Origin of the sequence: Chitinophaga sp. HK235 (assembly GCF_018255755.1) — a bacterium.
Taxonomy (GTDB): Bacteria; Bacteroidota; Bacteroidia; order Chitinophagales; family Chitinophagaceae; genus Chitinophaga.
The window spans coordinates 4832519-4849321 of the sequence record NZ_CP073766.1; the positions used below are offsets into that span (position 1 = coordinate 4832519).

Here is a 16803-nt window from a genome sequence, read left to right on the forward strand (position 1 = left end):
AAATATTTATTTAAGGAGTTCTTTTACCATAGCGGAAATAGCCTTTCCGTCTGCTTTACCAGCCAGTTGTTTGGTGGCTACGCCCATTACCTTACCCATATCAGCAGGAGATGCAGCACCTACTGAAGCAATAATTTCAGCCACAGCAGCTTTTAACTCATCTTCGCTCATTTGTTTGGGCAGGAAACGTTCAATCACGGCCAGCTCTTCTTCTTCTTTCACAGCCAGGTCTTCCCTGTTCTGCTGACGGAAAATTTCCAGGGAGTCTCTCCTTTGTTTGGCCAGTTTCTGCAGCAGCTTTAATTCATCAGCTTCAGTCAATTCTCCGCTGCCACCTTCCGCTGTTTTAACCAGCAGAATAGCGGCTTTGATAGCGCGCAACGCACGCAAGTCAGCTTCTTTTTTGCCCAGCATCGCCGTTTTGATCTCGGCGTTGATATTTGTTTCTAAAGACATATGTGGTTACGTTTAATGGATTAGGATTCAGCCTGCTGTTTTTCCTGGAATTTCTTAAAGAACTCTTTAGCAAAAGCCCTTAATTCATCCGCCTGGTCGCGGTATTGGGTAGCCCTGGCATAAGTATCAGCCATGGTCATCATAGTCTGAAAAAAGAAGTCGGCCATTTCATCCACCATCATATCTTTGGTCCAGAGGTCAATCCGTAAAGCAGCCTTTTCAGCCGGGTCCCAGAAAGATATCATCATGGCTTTGGCCTTGATCAGGCGGTCTTCCTTGTTATCAGTGGCACTCCACTCAATCGATTCCGGCACTTTATTCTCGTCCAGACCCACCTGGATCTGTATGTTTTTCTTGTTCATGTTTTTTCATTAAAGCGCAAAAATAACTATCATTTAGGGATTTTGATATTTGGTTATTTGGATATTTGACCCGAATAACGATTAAATCCCCCAATTCCCTGCATCCCAGCCAGTTGCCGGGGCTACCGGCGGTTCCTTGGCCAGCAGCCTGCTTCTCAGCTGTTCATCCTTATACAGCAGGCTCATTTTCTCCGCCAGATCATCCACATTGGCAGGGTCTGTATACAATGCTGTATCACCGGCAGCTTCCCGGGCAGCCTCACTTTCCAGCGCTATCACCGGCACCTTGCATTGTTGTGCCATATAGATGGGCAGCGGCAGTCCATCAAAACGAGCGGGATACACCAGTGCATAGGCGGCACCTGTTACCTCCGCCAGCTGTGCCATCGTCAGATCCTGCAGCCACACTACATCATGCCTGAACTTAAAACTTTCCAGTGCCTGCGCGATCTCAGCCCCGGCAGCCGTCAGATTACCGGCCAATACCAGTTTCAGATTGGTACGCTGCCGTTTTTTTAGCGCCGAAAACGCTTTAAAAACCGGCATTATATTATTCCTCGGATGAATGCTTCCAGTTACCAAAAAATACTCCACCCCGCCAGACCAGGCCTTTTTAGCCGCCTCCCGATCTTCCCATTCCAGTGGCCGGAACAGGCTACTGTCAATGGCTGCACTCAGCTGTAATACTTTATTGCGGGCTCCTGGCGCGTAACGCAGCAGCTCCGCTTTGGTGGTATCAGAAAGTACTACGATCTGCTGTGCCCGGTCGAGATAACGGGTAATCTTTTTTTTCAGGGAAGCCTGTTCCTGCGCAGATTGCAGACCGGCATTCTTCAAAAAAGATAGGTCCCGGAGCAGGATAGTAGCCGGCACCTTGCTTCTCAGAGGCAAAGTACTGTCCAGCCCTATGTAATGGTCTGCCTTTATTGTCTTCATTGCATGTGGCAGCTGCCATTCCAGCCACCAGTAACGATGCCAGGCCTTGTTGCCTTTGAGTGGCAGCACTACAGTAGTAACATTGGCTGGAAAGTTAAGATGGGCAGGAACCTCCCCGTCAAAATAAAAGGTAAACCGGTGCTCCGGCTGTTGCCGGCATAATGCAGATATGATCTCAGTAGCCACCTGGCCGGTATCGGCGGGTAAATCCCTTCTCAGGCAAGTAGCATTAACAGCAATTTGCATAGATATTTCACTTGATGTGACAGCCTGCAAACCTACGCTATTTTGACATGCCGCAACAGTGATAATTTATCAGCCGGCCGACTTGTTGGTGATAAGGAATTCCACTGGCGTGGTAATGTTGGCCGTATTGCCCAATGATGCCAGGGTAAGTGTTACTTTATAAGTCTTTACCTCCTTGAGATGCCGGAGTGTAATATTGATCGTACCGGTGGTGGCATCTGGTATGGCATCCTGTGCCAGGGGAATGCCCGCAGGGTCTGTCACTACGTTCATGGTTACCCGTACCCCTTTTTCCGGCATTTTGGAAGTGATCTTCACCTGAAAGGTAAAGGTGCTGTCCATTGCCACGTTGGCCTTGCCTGCCACCACTCCGGATAACTCCAGCTTCAGGGCTTCTTCCTGAGTAGACGGAGCCGGATCTTCACCACCCTTCTTTTTTTTACAGGCAGTCAGTGCCAACAAGGCACCTATGAGAAACAAGGATAGATATTTTTTCAGTGGCATAACAAGGGTATATAAGATGAAATTACAATTTTATCATATGTAAATCAAATTTTACTTCTCACATCCAGGGCATCCCGCAAGCCATTACCTAACAGGTTGAAAGCCAGCACCAGCATCATAATAGCCACACCCGGCGCCAGCGCCAGCAGCGGGTTGTGTGTAATAATGAAATTGTAATTCTCTTTGATCATGAGACCCCAGGAAGGCTGTGGCGGTTGTACGCCCACCCCCAGAAAGCTAAGTCCCGCCTCCACCACAATAGCCGTAGCAAAGTTGCCAGCCGCTACTACCATTACAGGCCCCAGGATATTGGGCAGGATATGTTTTACGATAATACGGGTATGTCCGTATCCCAATGCCCGGGCGGCTTCTACAAATTCCAGTTCCCGCAGGGCCAGTATCTGACCACGGATAATACGGGCCACCCCTACCCACAACGTCAGCCCCACGGCTATAAATACCTGCCAGAAGCCCTTACCCAGCGCGAGTGTCAGTGCAAATACCAGCAGCAGCGAAGGCATAGACCACACCACATTTACCAGCCACATCACCATATCATCAGCCGTGCCTTTGAAATAACCGGCTACAGCACCCATAAACACGCCTATAGTAAGGGAAATGATCACTGCAATACATCCTACGCCCAGGCTCACCCGGGTGCCTACCAGCAGCCGGCTCAGGATATCCCGGCCAAACTTGTCGGTACCCAGCCAGTAGGTAACCGGAAAGATGCGGTGGCGGACAATGTTTTCCTGCAATTGAGGTACAGAGAGTCCCGCTTCCTGCTGGCTGCCATACCAAACATCGCGGAGGTTATATTTTTCTTCCCGTGAGGTAGTCTCGTCTACATAACGCTGCACCAGCAGGGTGCTGTCTTTAAATTCCCAGGAACGGACAGGTGTCCATGTCATATCCGACTCCTGGCCGAATAATAATCGCTGAAAAAAAGAAACCCTGACCACCGGCTGCGCTTTTTTGACTGCCAGCATATGAATACGGAAACCCGGATGCTGTCCTCCTACTTCGAGGACCATCCTGTTGGCATCGGGAGTGTTATCTGGAGCAATGATATAAGCGAAAAAACTGACTACTACCGCCGCTGCAATGACGATCAGGCCTGCCAGTGCACCTTTGTTTTTTCGCAGCCTTTTCCAGGCAGATTGAATATCGGACAACTGTAAAATAATTTTTTAGTTCACCTGCCGGCCCTTCCATTGGTAACTTCCAAACTTGCCCAGCCATCCGGCGAGAACAATATAAGGAATATGAAACAACTGTCCGGGGATAAACCATATCAATAAAGCTGTTTTACGGAAAAAGCCTGCTACCGGTACCAGGAAATAAAGCTCCAGTGTTACCTTCAGCAGCAGGAGAATCAGGAACGCAGGCCACCAATGTGGTACAAACAAAGCGATTGCCCCCAATACCAGCATACTTACATTAAAAAGATATACCAGTAACAACACCCAGGTAAGGCGTTTATCTTCATACTTGTCGGCTTTCGATGACCAGCGTATGCGCTGGTTCATAAATCCCTTCAGTGTATCTACCGGTAAAGTACGCACGATAGCCTCTTCACTTTTAAGATACCTGACTCCATCAGGATAAGCGCTGTAGATCTTGTACATCAGCAGCATATCATCGCCGGAGGCGATATTATCGATCCCTGTAAAACCACCTACCGCATGAAAAGCTGCTTTTTCATAAGCCAGGTTGGCCCCATTACACATAGTGCCCGATTTGAGCCAGGCCGCGGCACCCGTGATGCCTTGCATGGTGATGAAATCGAGCGACTGAAGTTTCATGAAGAAATTACGCTCCTTATAAAAGCTCACCGGCGCCGCGATAAATTTGGGCCGGTACGTTTCATAAAACTGTACAATGGTTTCTATCCACCGGGGGCCCATCACACAGTCTGCGTCTGTAGTAACGATAAGGTCACCTTTAGCCCGGGCGATAGCCATGGCAATTGCTTTTTTCTTGTAGGAATTAAGCCGTTCATCTTTACTAAGCAGGTCCTGCATACGGAGCAGGTGAATGTTGGTAGCCGGAAAGCGGGTGATAATTCCGGCGGTATCGTCTGTGGAAAAATCATCTACAATGATCACTTCCAGCAGATCTGCCGGATAGGTTTGTTGTTGCAGTGATTTCAGCAGCGCCGGTACATTTTCAGCTTCATCGCGTGCGGGGATAATAACGGTCACGCGGGTATTACCACCCGGTGACTGTGCAGGTACAAATTCCGGCAGTTTTCTCCAGCCAAGGCTGTACCACAACATCAGTACGCCGTATCCAAGTGCCAGTCCGGTAACTATAATCAGGAAAAAATACATCCAGGTTAAATATTTGTTTTGATAATGGAGCCCAGCTCCTTTGAAATCAGCTGATGCCCTTTTTCCAGCACCAGCATTTTACAGGTAAATGAACCGTCCATAAAGCGTGTACCCAGTACCGGTGGTATTACCCGGTCGTATTTCCCGAATATCAGGAGTGTTAAAACGTTGTAGCGGGACAGTAATTGTTTGCACTTCTTTTTATCCGGCATCATATGTCGCATGGTTGTCCATACGTTGTATACCTGCAGTCTTTTTTCTGTTTTGTCCATCCGGTGCAGTGCGAATTTGTAAACGCTTTGATTAAGCAGTCCCAGTTTCCGCCATCCTTTCAGCAGCGTAAAAAATAATTGGGGATGATCAGTATTGTACTTGAAAAGTTTATTACCTATGCTGGTTTGAGTAACAAACATATGCCATGGATTGTTTCTGAGGCCATCTGCTGCCAGCATGATCAGGTGATCTATGCGACTGGTCATGGTTTCCACCAGGCAGAGTGCCAGTCGTCCGCCCATGCTGTAGCCCAGCAGTGAAAAACGTTCTTTGCCCTGCTGTTCCAGTACCAGCAGTATAATGGCTTCCAGATCGGCCTTTTCAAAAGGGCGTTCTTCATTCCATTTGGTTTCTCCATGTAAGGGCATGTCCAGTGCCACGACGGTGAATATATCTCCCAAACCGGCTGCCAGCGGGGCGAAGTGTGCGGCACTTTCACCAAATCCGTGCAAACAGATCAGCAGTTGCGGACCTGTTCCGCTGCTGATTCCATGAAACTGGCTTTTAGCATATGGCAAATAGAAATCCATAAGGGGGAACAATGATAGGGAAAAAACTTTGTCTTACCCAGCTTTGGGCGCAGGTTTTCCGGATACTGTTTCGGTTTTGTTAAAATATTCCCACTCCGGTAGGTAGCTATCCTGTCAAGTGCCCGCAGTGATGGCAACCAGTGGGGCAAGCGTTATAATAATGCAGGGAGGGCATGGTTTTATTTCAGCTTAATTCGGTAAATTACGGAAGTACCAAAAATCAGATAAACATGGACGCAACAGTAGAAAATAAGCAGGCGCTGAAAGGCGCAGAGTTCCTGGTAAAGGAAAGTGTTCCGGAAGATGTGTTTACCCCCGAAGATTTTTCGGAGGAACAGCTGATGATCAAAGATATGGCCGACCAGTTCATCAGTAAAGAAATAACGCCGATCGTTGAGCGTATTGATAAACTGGAAGAGGGTCTGATGCCTTCTCTCCTGGAGAAAGCAGGTGAGCAGGGACTACTGGGTGCTTCTTTCCCTGAAGAATATGGAGGCCTGGGCAAAGACTTCGTAACCGCCACTATCATCAATGAAGGGCTGGGTGCCGGCCACTCGTTCTCTGTAGCTATGGCCGCCCATACGGGTATCGGCTCGCTCCCTATCCTGTATTTTGGTACAGAAGCCCAGAAACAAAAATATATTCCAAAACTGGCTACCGGCGAAATGAAAGGCGCCTACGCCCTCACAGAACCGGATTCCGGCTCTGACGCCCTGGGAGCCAGAACTACCGCCAAACTCACCGAAGATGGTAAATACTATGTACTGAACGGACAGAAAAGCTGGATCACCAACTCCGGTTTCGCTGATGTATTTACCGTATTCGCTAAAATCGATGGCGATAAATTCACTGCCTTTATTGTGGATAAAGGTACTCCCGGATTTACCCTGGGTGCCGAAGAACACAAAATGGGCATCAAAGGCTCTTCTACCCGCCAGATCTATTTCCAGGACGCCAAAGTACCTGTTGAAAACGTACTGGGCGTAATTGGCAAAGGACACCTGATCGCTTTCAATATCCTGAACATAGGCAGGCTGAAACTCTGTGCGGCCGCACTCGGCGCAGCCAAGAAGTGTATCACCACTTCCGTACAGTATGCCAATACCCGCCACCAGTTTAAACAGCCGATCTCCAATTTCGGCGCCATCAAACATAAACTGGCGGAAATGGCCATCCGTACCTGGACTTCAGAGTCTTCCCTGTTCCGCACCGCACAGCTCATCGACGAAAAAGAAAAAGAACTGCTGGCTTCCGGCAAACCTTTCAACGAAGCCCTGCTGGGTGCCGCGGAAGAATATGCCGTAGAATGCGCCATCCTGAAAGTTAATGGTTCTGAAGTACTGGATTATGTAGTGGATGAAGGTGTACAGATACACGGTGGCAACGGCTTCAGCGATGAATACATCATCTCCAAAGCTTACCGTGACTCCCGCATCAACCGCATCTTCGAAGGTACCAACGAAATCAACCGACTGCTCACTCTCGACATGACGCTAAAACGGGCCATGAAAGGCAAACTGGACCTGATGACCCCTGCCATGAACGTGATGAAGGAACTGATGAGCATACCTGATTTTGGCAGCGACGATGAAAGCGCTTTCAGCAAGGAAAGAAAGATGATCACCAATTTTAAAAAGGCCATCCTTATGACCGCTGGCGCCGCCGCCCAGAAGCTCATGATGAAGCTGGAAACAGAACAGGAAGTGCTGATGGACATCGCTGATATGGCCATCGAAACATTCGTGGCCGAAAGCGCCCTCCTGCGCCTCCAGAAACTTGTTCAGCATAAAGGAGAAGCCGCCGCCGAACTGCAGACAGACATCGTGCGTACCTACATCTACGATGCCGCTGACCGTATCAACAAATCCGGTAAAGACGCCATCAACGCCTTCGCCGAAGGTGATGAACAACGGATGATGCTGCTGGGCCTCAAACGCTTCACCAAAGCAGAACCTTTCAACGCAAAAGATGCCCGCAGAAGAATTGCGGACAAACTGATTGCTGAAAATAAATACATCTTCTAAGATTGGATGATGGACTGTTTGATGATGAGATGATGGTTTCTTCCCACTCCATCATCCCATCATCAAACATCTAAATCATTAAATACCAATCGCGCTCTCCTATTTCCCTCTTATCTTTACATGATTACGCAGGGATATGAAGCAAGCATTGAAACTATTACTACAGACTGTTATTGCCATTGTAGTTCCCCTTTGGGCCAGCAGCCAGGCTTTTCTCCGGCTCAGCCAACCTTCCCGGGAACAAACCAATGTGAACACCGCCCGGCAGTTTATTGCCGGCAGGACGTGTACCGATTGCAAGGTCACCATCAACAATGAACCGGTTTACGTATACAGCACCGGCACCTTCGCCGTTAAAAAAGAGCTGAAGGAAGGTAGAAACTCATTCACCATCACAGCAGAAGACACTACTAACGGCAAAACATACACGAAAAATATTACCTGGTATTATGCTCCGGTTCCTCCTCCCAGAGTTACCAGCAGCTTCCGGATAGATTTTGTGGAAATCTCTCCCAAAGGGAACCTGCAACTGTCTGTAGGAGATACCCTGCATGTAAAGATGAAAGGTTATCCCGGCGGGCATGCCAGCTGGTTCAACAATTCGCCCCTGCGCGAATTACCAGCCGCTCAAACAGGAGGTGTACCCGGCTATTATGTTGGCAGCTACGCGTTGCAGCCAGCAGACTCCCTGCTGAACGGAAAAATACAGGTCAGGCTCTACAATGGCAGTGAAACAGCCATCTTAAACAGCACCTACCATTACAGCATGATGCGCCATGAGATACCGCTCACCGGCCGCACCATCGACAACATGACCTACCTTACTTCCGCTGCTGAAGGCGACCGCCTCGGCCCGGATAAAATAGGTTATCTCGATAAAGACGTACTGCTCCACATCATAGGCAGGCAGGGCGATTACTATAAAGTACGCCTCTCCTCCCAGCGGACAGCGTTTATCCCCGAACCACTGGTGGATACAGACATCCCGCAGGAACCCATGCCTGTCAGCATCGTCTCCGATGCCAAAGTATGGGGCGACGAAAAAGCAGACTATGTATCGGTAGCACTGTCAGATAAACTGCCCTATACATCCACCCAGATGGTGTCTCCGGGTAAAATCATCGTTGACATTCACGGTGCCTACGCCGAAAACGGCATCAGCACGCAGCTCCAGGGTACCCGTGAAATCACCGGCCTACAATGGCAACAACCTACCCATGACGTGCTCCGCATGGTGATTTCCCTCAAACACGCTCCCTGGGGATACCAGATTTATTATGAAAACAACCGTATAACGGTGAAGGTTAAACGCGTTCCGGCCAACCTGTCTCTACGCAATCTGGTGATCGGTATAGACGCAGGTCACGGCGGCAGCAATATGGGCTCTGTAGGCCTCACCGGCGTGTACGAAAAAACACTTACCCTCAACCTCGCCCTGCAGCTGGAGGCTGCCCTGAAAAGAGAAGGCGCTACTATCATCATGTCGCGTACCACAGAAAGACTGGTGCCCAACGAAGAACGCCTCTCCCTCTTCCGCCGCGCCGACCCCGACCTGCTGCTCAGTATACATCTCAATTCTTCCGGTAATCCCGTGGATGTTACAGGTACCGCCACCTATTACAAACACCCGTTCTGCGAGCCGCTGAATGCCGCCATCCACAAGCGATTACTTGAAACAGGACTGAATGATTTCAAAAACAACGGCGACTTCAACTTCATCCTCAATAACCCAACGGAGTTCCCGGACGCACTAATAGAAACCCTCTTCATCAGCAATCCCGGTGATGAGGAAAAAATACTTGAACCGCAGTTCCAGCAGGAAATCATCAACAAGATTGTGCAGGGCCTGAAAGACTATCTCAAAACCATGTAATATATCAGCGAATAGAAAAGGGCTGACCAGCATAAACTGGTCAGCCCTTTTTAGTGATATGTGCTGTATCAGCGGCCGCTCAGCGGCTGCAAATACTTTGTCAATCTGTCGATAGCGGCAGCTACTACCCCGATCTGTTCTGCTGCTTCTGACCAGCGACGTTGTTCAATAGCTTCCCGCACGCCCGGAACGGTTTTCACACCATAGCCGGTATAAAAGCCTGGCGCGTATAATGTATGTTTATACCAGGCGCGGGATGGCAGCCCTTTTTCGTTCAACAGCTGCTGTTCGGCCTGATAGAGTATTTTGTTCAGCGCAGGATTACCTGCCAGCTGTTTATTGCTACTGATAGCCTGGGTAATGGAGTCCAGCCCCGCCAGTGCGTTCTGCAGCGGAGAGAAGTCGATATAGGGCACCGGTACTTTAGCAACAGGAGGCAGCAGGTGTTTAGCCGTATCCGTAGCCAGCTGGTATTTGTTTTCCTTTACGAGCTGATTTTCCAGGGCGGTTGTTTCACGCATGTCTGTAGCCAGTTCTGTAAGCTCGCTGACATATCCGTTTACTGTTTCATACAGTTTGCGGAAGTCGAATGGCAGAACAACAGCATTGGCTATACGAAGAACAGTATGACCGGCTGTCTTTGACAACGCTACTCCGTAGCTGAAGGTGGGATCTTTAAACCTTACATAGTCATCGTAAGAGTCGTAGATAGAGTGGTATTCCCCGCCGGCATCTTCACCGGAGAAGCCGAAGTCCAGAGAAGGTACGCCCAGGTGCTGCAGAAAGGAGGAATAATCTGATCCGGAGCCCATTGCGTTGATATTGATACCCTGGCGGGAAAGTTTCTCTTTTTTCTGCCTGGTAGTGGCGGCCCTGAGCACATCAGCAGCCTGGCGGCGGGCCAGGATACTGACATTGGTTTGTGGATCGGTGATATCGCGGGCCACCTGGTTGACCAGTGTTTCCAGGGCATGAGAGCCGCTGGCGCCGAGGAAACCACGGCCGTTGCCATCAGAATTGATGTATACCACTGCTTTCTCCTGTAATTCAGCAGCATGGTCTTCTGCCCATTCGGTAGAACCCAGCAGTCCGGGCTCTTCACCGTCCCAGGCGCAGTATACCAGGGTACGGCGTGGTTTGAAGCCTTCCCTGCTCAGCTGCCCGATAGCCTTAGCCTCTTCCAGCAGGGCAGCGAGGCCACTGATAGGGTCGGAAGCGCCGTTTACCCAGGCATCATGGTGGTTACCACGCACCACCCACTGATCGGGCTCTTCAGCACCTTTTAATTTGGCTATCACGTTGTGACAGGGACGTATTTGCCAGTCGAAGGATAGTTTCAAATGTACTTTGGCTTTTCCCGGACCGATATGATAGGTGAAGGGCAGCGCGCCACGCCAGGCTTCAGGTGCTACGGGTCCATCCAGTGCCTTGAGGAGTGGGGCCGCATCATGATAACTGATAGGCAACACTGGTATCTTCAGCAGGTTAGGAGCCTGAAGGCGGTCCAGTCTTTTGGCGTTGGCAGTAGCTCCAATATTGGGCGTGAGCGGATCTCCGGGATAAATGACCATATCCATCACAGAGCCGCGCTGTACACCGTATTCATTTTTAAAGGCTCCCTGCGGGTATACGTCTCCGTTAAAATAGCCGTCGTCTTTGGGATCGGAGTAGATGATACAGCCGATGGCGCCGTGTTCCTGGGCTACTTTGGGTTTGATACCCCGCCAGGAGCGGCCGTATTTGGCGATCACTATTTTACCCCGTACGTCTATACCGGCACGTTCCAGGTATTCATAATCTTCAGGCAGGCCGTAGTTGACAAATACCAGCGGAGCACTTACATCACCGTCAGCACTCCAGGCGTTGTAGGTAGGCAGCTGGCCTTCCTGGCCGGAAGTGGCATCTTCTTTCAGGGCCGGCTCTTTCAGAAGAGCCTTGTAAGTAGTGGGGGAAGTCATTTCCAGCACCCGCTCTTTAGGCTTGGGAAACAACACCTGGTAAGTCACAATTTCCGCATCCCAGCCATAACTTTTAAAACGCTGCAGGATGTCTTCAGCCACCGCTTTGCCTCCGGCTGAGCTGATATGATGTGGCCTGGAAGACAGGGTTTTGATGGTTTCTCCGATGTGGCTGCTGCTGAGCTGCTGATCAAAACGGGCTTCCAGCTGCTGCTGGCGGGCTACTTCATTATCGGTATATCCCAGCATTTTTTTGTCTTGCGCCTGGGCTGTAGCACCCGCGCATAAACATAACGCCAGTAAAAAATGAGTTCTCATCATAAGACGTTTAGATGTGTTGGTTGAAAAGAAAAGTTGGTATATCCAACAATATACAAATAGTCCACCATACCAATAGGCTTTTTTTGAGCAAAAATCATCAACATAACTTTTAGTTATCCTTCATAATCATACGTTATAGGTCAAACAGTCCACTCAACCAGTAGATTAATGTATATTTGTAAACACTTTCATAGCTTTATCCCTGTGAAATAATATAGCTAACATTTAAAGCGGAACAATATGTCAAATACGATACAGGAGTTTAACGACTACCGTGGGAAAATGAATGAAGTAATACTGGGGAAGCAGAATAAGGTGATCAACCGGTTATTTAACCTCGATACCAACACTTATGCCGAGGGAGCGCTGAGTACAAAAACCAAGGAAATGCTGGGGCTGGTAGCGTCGATGGTACTGCGCTGCGACGATTGTATCAAATATCATCTGGGCAAATGTTATGAACAGGGCATCACCACCGACGAAATGTATGAAATCTTTGCGGTGGCCAATATTGTAGGTGGAACGATTGTTATTCCGCACACCCGCCGGGCAGCCGAATATTGGGAAGAACTGAATAATCAGTAACTTTACAGGATTACATATTCATACTCATATATATATTTAATTCATACAAATGTCAACAGCAACTATAGCTCCGCAAGCCTTAACTGCAAAAGATTTTGCAACGGACCAGGAAGTGCGCTGGTGCCCTGGATGCGGCGACTACTCTATACTTAAGCAGGTACAGACTATCATGCCCGGGCTGGGTATCCCCCGCGAAAATATTGTGATTGTTTCTGGTATCGGCTGTTCATCGCGTTTCCCATACTATATGAACACCTATGGTATGCACTCAATCCACGGGCGTGCTACTGCTATTGCCTCCGGCCTGAAAGCTACCCGCCCAGAGCTGAGCGTATGGATTGTGACGGGTGACGGTGATGGTCTCTCGATTGGTGGTAACCACACCATCCATCTGCTGCGTCGTAATTTTGATGTGAATATCATGTTGTTCAACAACCAGATTTATGGTCTGACTAAAGGACAATACTCCCCTACTTCCGAAGAAAACAAGGTGACCAAGTCTACCCCCTTCGGTAGTATCGACCACCCTTTCAACCCGCTGGCACTGGCACTGGGCGCAGATGCAACCTTCATTGCCCGCAGTATGGACCGCGATCCAAAACACCTGCAGGAAATGCTGAAACGCAGCCATGCCCACAAAGGAGCCTCTTTCCTGGAAATATATCAGAACTGCAACATCTTCAATGATGGCGCTTTTGAAATATTCACCGAAAAATCCACTAAAGCGGAAGAAACCCTCTTCGTAGAGCAAGGCCAGCCGATGATCTTCGGCGCCCAGAAAAATAAAGGCCTCCGCCTCGACGGCCTGAAGCCTGTAGTAGTGGAATTAGGTAGCGAATACAGCGCCGGCGACCTGTGGATTCACGACGAAAACGATTTCTACAAAGCCCAGCTGCTTACCCGCCTGTTCGATGACGTCCGCATAGAAGGCCATATGCCTCGTCCTTTCGGCGTATTCTACCAGGCCCACCGCCATACCTACGAAGAAGTAATGGCAGCCCAACTGGCAGAAACTATCAGCAGAAAAGGTGAAGGCGATCTGGATAAATTACTGGCAGGAAATGAAACATGGGTCATCAACCACTGATGCATGTGATGAGCCTGATTCTCCTGATAGGCGAAGATAAAAGCGAAAATAAAAGCGAAGAGCCCATTGATCTTATGTCAATGGGCTCTTCGCTTTTATAATATTTTCTACGTAATCTCCGCTCAAATCTTCGCCTATCAGGAGAATCAGCGATATCACATAAATCACAGTTTCAGTGGCCTAATGTACCCACCTCAAACAACACCTTATACACCAATACTACGCCGAAAAGGATCATACTGGCACCGGCTATGCGGTTCAGCCATTCTACGTTGGTGAGGGTGAGTTTATGCCGGATTTTATCGGAGATAAACACTTTCATGATATCTGCGGAAAGCACCAGTGAAAGGCATACGCCATACATCACAAAACGATGTCCTATAGAGGTAGCGCTGTTGGCGACACATACGCCCAGCCAGAAAATGATCACGCCAGGATTCAGGGTATTCATCAGGAAACCGGCCAGCCATATCTTGAGATAGTCGTGGGTACGGAACATCTCCGGTTTTTCATCGCCGGTGCTGATCTTCACCTTCTTGAAGAACAGTCCGTAAACACCCATGCCTATCAGCAAAATTCCACCTACCACTCCGATAGAGCGTTTGTATTCTTCCAAACCGCTAATAAAAGAGGTGGTCAGGTTGCCTGCCAGCACAAACATGATATCGCTGAAAGACACGCCCAGCGCAAAGCTGATACCTGCCTTAAAGCCATTGTTAATGCTGTATTTGATAATGGCGAAAATTACCGGCCCCACCGATAACGACAGAAACAAACCCAGTCCTAGTCCTGCTACAATTGATGCTATCATGCGTTTAAATTCGGGGTCACGGATTATGCCTGTGGCTTACAGCTTTTCCTGCCAGAAATTTCTCCCAGTCTTTCAGTTTCTCTCCCTTCATTACCCTGGGGAACTTATTCATCGCTCCCTCCTTGCCTTTGCAACGGAGATAGTCGATAAATACATCGTTGGGTAATACTTCCACAAAAACTTCTTTCAGTGCAGAGGTTCTTTCCACTGCATAGTCATCGTTCACTTCTGCCAGAGTCTGATCAATGATTTCCCTTATTTTCTCCACATCAGCCACTGGCTGGTCTGTACCAATATACCAACGGTGTGCAAAGAGATTTTCGTATGGGAAGCCAGCTACTGTAAACTCACGGATGGTAATGCCCATCTTCTTCTGAACCGTATCGATGGCTTTGTTCATGTTATCAACACTCATGTGCTCCCCGGCAAGGCTGAGGAACTGTTTGGTACGGCCTACGATCACGATTTCATGTTCCTTGACGGAAGTGAATTTCACCACGTCACCAATGAGGTAGCGCCAGGCACCTGCACAGGTAGACAACATCACAGCGTATTCCACATCTTCCACTACCTCGTTGATCATATACGATTTAGGGTTGGGTTTCACCTCCCCTTCCGCATCAAAGTTTTCTTCATTGAATGGAATAAATTCAAAGAAGATACCGGCATTCAGCACCAGTTTGATACCTCTGACGTTGGGACGGGCCTGGAAGCCGAAAGAGCCTTCAGACGCCATATATGTTTCGATGAAGTTGATCGGTTTACCGAGCAGTTTCTGGAAGCTCTCACGGTAAGGCTCAAAAGATACGCCTCCATGAATGTAGATAGCCAGGTTAGGCCATATTTCATGGATATTTTTAACGCCGTGGTATTTGATGATTTCTTCAAACACAATCTGTACCCAGGCCGGCACACCGCATACGGTGCCTACGTCCCAGGTAGGGGCTTTCCGTACAATCAGCTTGATACGCTGCTCCCAGTTAGGCCGGCGGGAAATGCTGCCGCCCGGCTTATAAAAACGGCGGAACCAACGGGGAATATTTTTGGCCTGGATGCCGCTCATATCTCCCTCATAATAGTCGCCTTTTTCAAACAATGAAGTGGTACCTCCCAGCATCAGAATCCCTTTGGTAAAGGATTTGGGCGGGATGTTAAAGTTAACCATGGAATACAGCTGCTTCACACCTACCTTCTTCACTGTTTTCAGCATGGCTTTGGTAACAGGAATATGTTTGCTTGCCGACTCCGAAGTACCCGAACTCAGTGCGAAATATTTAACCTTCTCCGGCCAGCTGACGTTGGCTTCACCTTCCAGGCAACGGTACCACCATTCCTGGTGCATCTTGCTATAGTTGTGTACAGGTATTTTGTCCCGGTATTGACCGATAAAATTAGGACTGTCCAATATGTCCTGGAAGTCGTAGTGTCGCCCGAATTCAGTATCCTTGGCCTTTTCCAACAAACGGTGCAGCACCTGCAGCTGGTATTGGCGAGGTGTCCCTAACTTAAACGTGAACTTCTTCCTGATACGTAGTGACCTGGAAATCAGATTACCTATGATGGCCATTAACTTTCCCTCTCTTTAATTGAACTGCAAAAATAAGTTGAATATTGAATATAAACGCGAATTACAACTTAGGACTTGCAATTTAAGGAATAACACATGTATTTTTTACTAATAAAGTCCTAAAATTGGCAAACGGCAATTGGCAATTCATAATTACCTTTGCGGGATGCTAAAATCTACTTTACTCAAAGCTACTGAAGCCAGCGGAAAAATACTCCAACAATATTTCAACGGGCATTTCGAGGTGAGCAGTAAGAGCACAGTCAACGACCTGGTGACCGAAGCCGACAAAAAATCTGAAGCGGTTATTATCGAGGTAATCCGCTCAGCTTATCCAGATCACTTTATTCTTAGTGAAGAAGTCGGTGAGATAAAGACAGATTCTGCCATTAAGTGGATTATTGACCCTATAGACGGTACGGTTAACTTCGCCAACGGCATTCCCATCTGTTGTGTATCCATTGGAGTGGAGAAAGAAGGAGAAATGATACTGGGCGCCGTATATAACCCATTCATGAACGAACTGTTTGTGGCAGAGAAAGGCAAGGGAGCTACGCTCAACGACAAGCCCATACATGTTTCTACTAAAACAAATGTGGCCACATCCTGTCTGGTAACGGGTTTCCCTTATAAATGGGAAGAAAGTGAAAACGATCCGTTAAATGTACTGAGCAACGTAATCAAACAAGGCATCCCCGTACGCCGTCTCGGCTCTGCAGCCATAGACCTGTGCTGGGTAGCCTCTGGCCGGTTCGATGGCTTCTGGGAACATCACCTCCAGCCCTGGGATTCTGCCGCCGGATACCTGCTGGTAGAAGAAGCCGGAGGAAAAGTAACTGACTTCTCCGGCAATAAATATTCACCCTATCAAAAACAAATACTGGCCACCAACGGCCATATCCATAGTGAATTGAAAGACCTCATTAACGGTAAATAA

15 protein-coding genes are annotated in these 16803 nt (G+C 48.6%); 5 read left to right on the forward strand and 10 right to left on the reverse strand.

Features of this window, described 5'->3' with window-relative positions; genetic code table 11:
* Window positions 1–6: 6 nt before the first annotated feature.
* From KD145_RS17855 to KD145_RS17885, 7 genes are all read right to left on the reverse strand, one after another.
* Complete coding sequence (locus tag KD145_RS17855; protein WP_212000411.1) at window positions 7–456, reverse strand: GatB/YqeY domain-containing protein; 450 nt, start codon at window positions 454–456, stop codon at window positions 7–9.
* 20 nt (window positions 457–476) lie between these two features.
* Complete coding sequence (gene gldC / locus KD145_RS17860) at window positions 477–818, reverse strand: gliding motility protein GldC (protein WP_212000412.1); 342 nt, start codon at window positions 816–818, stop codon at window positions 477–479.
* 81 nt (window positions 819–899) lie between these two features.
* The gene (locus KD145_RS17865) at window positions 900–2000 is read right to left on the reverse strand and encodes a glycosyltransferase family 1 protein (protein ID WP_212000413.1); all 1101 of its coding nucleotides are present in this window, start codon (window positions 1998–2000) and stop codon (window positions 900–902) included.
* A gap of 69 nt (window positions 2001–2069) precedes the next feature.
* On the reverse strand, window positions 2070–2504 hold the full coding sequence (locus KD145_RS17870; RefSeq protein ID WP_212000414.1) for a hypothetical protein: 435 nt from the start codon (window positions 2502–2504) through the stop codon (window positions 2070–2072).
* 44 nt (window positions 2505–2548) lie between these two features.
* Complete coding sequence (locus KD145_RS17875; RefSeq protein WP_249219423.1) at window positions 2549–3679, reverse strand: ABC transporter permease; 1131 nt, start codon at window positions 3677–3679, stop codon at window positions 2549–2551.
* Window positions 3680–3694: 15 nt separating this feature from the next.
* Window positions 3695–4837, reverse strand: coding sequence for a glycosyltransferase (locus tag KD145_RS17880; protein ID WP_212000415.1), 1143 nt, complete (start codon window positions 4835–4837; stop codon window positions 3695–3697).
* A 5-nt stretch (window positions 4838–4842) separates the two neighbouring features.
* Window positions 4843–5640 carry an alpha/beta hydrolase gene (locus tag KD145_RS17885; RefSeq protein ID WP_212000418.1) on the reverse strand — a complete coding sequence of 266 codons (798 nt, stop codon included), beginning with the start codon at window positions 5638–5640 and terminating at the stop codon, window positions 4843–4845.
* 230 nt (window positions 5641–5870) lie between these two features.
* On the opposite strand from KD145_RS17885, the gene KD145_RS17890 reads away from it, so the two are divergent.
* Together KD145_RS17890 and KD145_RS17895 are read left to right on the forward strand one after the other, a co-directional pair.
* Window positions 5871–7664 carry an acyl-CoA dehydrogenase family protein gene (locus tag KD145_RS17890; RefSeq protein ID WP_212000420.1) on the forward strand — a complete coding sequence of 598 codons (1794 nt, stop codon included), beginning with the start codon at window positions 5871–5873 and terminating at the stop codon, window positions 7662–7664.
* A 136-nt stretch (window positions 7665–7800) separates the two neighbouring features.
* Entirely contained in the window at window positions 7801–9537 is a 1737-nt protein-coding gene (locus KD145_RS17895; RefSeq protein ID WP_212000423.1) for an N-acetylmuramoyl-L-alanine amidase, read from the forward strand.
* Window positions 9538–9605: 68 nt separating this feature from the next.
* Here KD145_RS17895 and KD145_RS17900 read toward each other — a convergent pair whose 3' ends face one another.
* Entirely contained in the window at window positions 9606–11816 is a 2211-nt protein-coding gene (locus KD145_RS17900; RefSeq protein ID WP_212000424.1) for a transferrin receptor-like dimerization domain-containing protein, read from the reverse strand.
* Window positions 11817–12056: 240 nt separating this feature from the next.
* Between KD145_RS17900 and KD145_RS17905 the strand changes: the two genes are divergently transcribed.
* Complete coding sequence (locus KD145_RS17905; protein ID WP_212000425.1) at window positions 12057–12401, forward strand: carboxymuconolactone decarboxylase family protein; 345 nt, start codon at window positions 12057–12059, stop codon at window positions 12399–12401.
* Window positions 12402–12450: 49 nt separating this feature from the next.
* Window positions 12451–13488: a 2-oxoacid:ferredoxin oxidoreductase subunit beta gene (locus KD145_RS17910; RefSeq protein ID WP_212000426.1), complete on the forward strand. Its 1038-nt coding sequence runs from the start codon at window positions 12451–12453 to the stop codon at window positions 13486–13488.
* A gap of 172 nt (window positions 13489–13660) precedes the next feature.
* On the opposite strand, the gene KD145_RS17915 is transcribed toward KD145_RS17910, so the two are convergent.
* Window positions 13661–14299 (reverse strand): LysE family translocator, encoded by a 639-nt coding sequence (locus KD145_RS17915; RefSeq protein ID WP_212000428.1) that lies wholly within the window; start codon window positions 14297–14299, stop codon window positions 13661–13663.
* A 16-nt stretch (window positions 14300–14315) separates the two neighbouring features.
* Window positions 14316–15866 (reverse strand): GH3 auxin-responsive promoter family protein, encoded by a 1551-nt coding sequence (locus KD145_RS17920; protein WP_212000430.1) that lies wholly within the window; start codon window positions 15864–15866, stop codon window positions 14316–14318.
* Window positions 15867–16032: 166 nt separating this feature from the next.
* On the opposite strand from KD145_RS17920, the gene KD145_RS17925 reads away from it, so the two are divergent.
* Window positions 16033–16803: an inositol monophosphatase family protein gene (locus KD145_RS17925; protein WP_212000432.1), complete on the forward strand. Its 771-nt coding sequence runs from the start codon at window positions 16033–16035 to the stop codon at window positions 16801–16803.